Origin of the sequence: Lutibacter sp., assembly GCF_040883305.1 — a bacterium.
Lineage (GTDB): Bacteria > Bacteroidota > Bacteroidia > Flavobacteriales > Flavobacteriaceae > Lutibacter.
This window is the reverse complement of sequence record NZ_JBFLKT010000353.1, coordinates 1-3,750: the sequence shown is the minus strand read 5'-3', so window position 1 is coordinate 3,750 and position 3,750 is coordinate 1. Positions and strand designations below refer to the sequence as shown.

4 protein-coding genes are annotated in these 3,750 nt (G+C 29.5%); all 4 read right to left on the bottom strand.

The window, feature by feature from the left end; all coding sequences use genetic code 11:
• Positions 1–1,408 (bottom strand): glycoside hydrolase family 3 protein (locus tag AB1Z17_RS11335; protein ID WP_368051905.1); only part of this gene is annotated, 1,408 nt, incomplete at its 3' end.
• A 31-nt stretch (positions 1,409–1,439) separates the two neighbouring features.
• Positions 1,440–1,928 carry an ABC transporter ATPase gene (locus AB1Z17_RS11330; RefSeq protein ID WP_368051904.1) on the bottom strand — a complete coding sequence of 163 codons (489 nt, stop codon included), beginning with the start codon at positions 1,926–1,928 and terminating at the stop codon, positions 1,440–1,442.
• A 2-nt stretch (positions 1,929–1,930) separates the two neighbouring features.
• Positions 1,931–2,749: an exonuclease domain-containing protein gene (locus AB1Z17_RS11325; protein WP_368051903.1), complete on the bottom strand. Its 819-nt coding sequence runs from the start codon at positions 2,747–2,749 to the stop codon at positions 1,931–1,933.
• A 191-nt stretch (positions 2,750–2,940) separates the two neighbouring features.
• Positions 2,941–3,750, bottom strand: an 810-nt coding sequence (locus tag AB1Z17_RS11320) for a PPK2 family polyphosphate kinase (RefSeq protein WP_368051902.1), incomplete at its 5' end; no start/stop codon positions are given.

Sequence of the window (3,750 nt, the reverse complement as noted above, 5' to 3'; positions counted from 1 at the left end):
TGTGATACCCAACAATTACCAAATTATATCTTTTAAGTTTTGTAATTAATTCATATAAATTAGAAGCTGAAACTACATCAACATTTGTGTAATTTCGTAACATTTCAACAAAAGGTTCATTATCGCTATCACCTAATTTCACATAAGCAACCCGCTTTTTATCCAAATTTTGAATTGGAAATACAAGTGATTCATTTTTTAATAATGTAATAGAATTTTCTACTAATTTTCTATGAATTAACTCATCTTCAACAGTATTTAAGTCTTCTAATAAATTAACAGTTTCAATTGGTTTGTAATTATTTAAACCTGCCCAATATTTTGTTTTTAATATTTTTTTAACCGATTCATCTAACCGTGCTTCTGTTAACTCTCCCGTATCTAATGCTTCTTTAAATCTTAGTACAGTTTCAGGGATATTTAAAGGAACATCTAACAAATCGTTTCCTGCAAGTATCGCCGCTAAATTTATTTCTTCAGGAGAATCAAAATTCGCAGAAGCCTTCATATTTAGTGCATCTGTAATAATTAATCCTTTAAAACCCATTTCTTCTTTTAGCAAACCTGTAACTATCTTTTTAGACAAAGATGAAGGTAAACTTTCGTTTGATTCTAACTCTGGCACACTTAAATGTGCTACCATAACACTTCCTAAACCAGCTGCAAAATTTTTTCTATAAGGATACAATTCTACAGAATCTAAACGCTTTTTTGTAAAATCTACCGTTGGTAATGTATGATGCGAATCTGTTGCAGTATCACCGTGTCCGGGAAAATGCTTTGCACTTGCCAACACATTTTTACTTTGAAGACCCAATGTAAATGCAGTACTTTTATCAGCCACATTAACATGATTTTCACCAAAAGAGCGGTTTCCTATTATTGGATTATCAGGATTTGTATTTACATCTACCACAGGAGCAAAATTCATATGAATTCCCAAACGTTTGCAATGTTTTCCAACTTGAACGCCAAAGGCAGTAATTAAAGAATTATCTCTAACAGCACCCAAAGTCATATTCCAAGGAAAACGATAGGTATCTTTTAGCCGCATATTTAAGCCCCATTCTCCATCAATTCCTATAAGTAAGGGGATTTTTGACTGCGACTGGTATTTATTTGTTAGTTCTGCCTGTTTTAATGGAACATCTTGAAAAAAAATAAGCGCACCAATATGATACTTTTCAATTAATCCAGAAATAAACTTTTCGTGCTTCTCATCTTTATTAGAATAGGCAGCAACCATAAACAACTGACCAATTTTTTCATCAATTGTCATGTTATTTAATAAAGTATCAACCCATTTTTGTTGTGCTAAAGTATCTTTAACCAATAATGGGTCAGCACTTTGAGCATTTAAAAAAGGGCCACAGAAAATTAAAGCTATTAAAACTGTTTTTTTTATCATTTATAAAAAATAGATATAATTTATTATGAAACTAATGTACCAAAAAGCGTTTGTGCCAGCTCTTGTCTGCCGTAACTTCCCAATTATTTTCAAATTCACCTTTAGAAGTAACCATATTATTAAAGACAATGGTATTTGCAGTAATTTTTTGTTGTTTGGCATATTTTTGAAAATCTGCCATAGATACAACATTAATATTGCTATTATCTTTAAACGAAATATTTAATTTATTTGTCAAATCTACTGAAAAATCTTTCTCTAAACTTTTAATTAAATTTACAGATGCATCAATAGAACAACCCGAAACTTCATTAAAATTTTCATCAACTGCCAAAATAACAAACTGGTTATATTTAATACAGAATGAAGCCTTTAAATGATCTCCGTGACGTAACCAGTTTTCAATAAAATTGGTTGTTTTTCCTTTAATTATTTCAACTTCATTATTAGAAAATGCTCTGCTAGATTGGTAAATCCAAACTCTTGCATTTTTATCTAAATCATCAAACTTAATGAACATATTTATAATTTTTTATTGAATTTATTTTGCAAATCTTCCAAAGTGTTTTCTTTTTTATTAAAGAATGTTTTTTCTTTAATTTGGGTCAAAACTTTTTTTGTATAAAGTGGAAAATCCGCATTTTGAATCCAAGAATAATATCCTTTGTCTTTCCTTAAAATATCAGCAACTTTTTGCCCTTTATACTTTCCGAAGGTAAATATTTCTTCATCGTCTTCATTAAACATAATGAAACCAGCAAAATCTGCTCTTTTATTATGTGTTGAGTATTCATTTAAAAAATTGACATCATTTTCTAAATCGTCGTATTTTTCTAACTGGGCTTTTAAAATTTCGTATGTTGCGAGTGTATCAGCCTCAGCAGAATGTGCGTTTTCTAAATCTTTATCGCAATAAAATTTATAACCTGCACTTAAGGTTCTTTCTTCTTTTTTATGAAAAATCACCTGTACATCAATCGCAACTCTATTATTCATGTCAAAATTAACTTTAGCTCTCAACATTTCTTCGGCAAGTAAAGGAATATCGAACCTATTGGAATTAAAACCTGCCAAATCGCAGCCATCAATTATTTTGCTTACTTCGGCTGCCAACTCATTAAAAGTAGGTTCTGTAACAACTCTTTCGTTTGTAATTCCGTGAATATCTGATGCTTCTTTTGGTATTTCCATTTCAGGATTTACCAGCCAAGTTTTACTTTCCTTATTTCCGTTTGGAAATACTTTTAATATAGAAATTTCTACAATTCTATCTTTTGCAATGTTAATTCCTGTTGTTTCTAAATCGAAAAAAATAATTGGTTTTGTTAAATGTAATTCCATAGTTATTTTAAAAATATATTAAGTTGTAAATATACAATTTGTAATTTACGATTTTAGGAATATACCCATCGTTTTTTCATACTTTTTAACAAATATTTAATGATTGTGACTTAAAAATAATTTGGCATTTCTGCCTATGAAGTTATTTTTAAAAATATGATCTTACAATTTAGATTCTGTATTCTTAATAGTTATTCAGTTTCCAATTGTGCTTTATAATTTTCAATTTCAACCTTATATTTTTCAGGTAATTCCGGAGCTTCAAAATTGTATTGTTTTAAAGTGTTTAAAATAGTTTCTCCAACCAATAAACGAGCCGTTGGTTTATCGTCTGCTGGGATTACAAACCAAGGTGCGTGTTCTTTTGAAGTTTTATTTAATAGATCTTGATAACAAAACTGGTAGGTATCCCAAAGTTTACGTTCTTTTAAATCTCCCGGAGAAAATTTCCAATTTTTTTGTTTTAAACGCAATCTTCGTAATAACCTGTTTTTCTGTTCTTCCTTTGAAAGGTTTAAAAAGAATTTTAAAACAATTGTACCATTGTCAACTATGTGTTTTTCAAAATTGTTGATTTCTTCCATTCTTTTGTTGTAAAAATCATCATTGAGATCATCTAAACTTTTAACTGAAGGAATATTTTCTCCAAAAATATATTCAGGATGCACACGTGTTACCAAAACATTTTCGTAATGTGTTCTGTTAAAAACACCTATTTTACCTTTTGCTGGCAATGCAATATAATGGCGCCATAAATAATCGTGTTTTAATTCTAATGCTGTTGGTACTTTAAAACTATGCACTAGAACACCCTGGGCATTTACGTTTTTAAAAACTTCTCGAATTAAACTATCTTTCCCAGATGTATCCATTCCTTGTAAACAAATTAGAACTGCATATTTTCCTTCTGCATACATTGCTTCTTGAATTTTACTAATTTCTTTCCGAAGCTCTTTTAATTTCTTTTTAGCATTTTTATCTACTTCTTTAGTCTCTTTTTC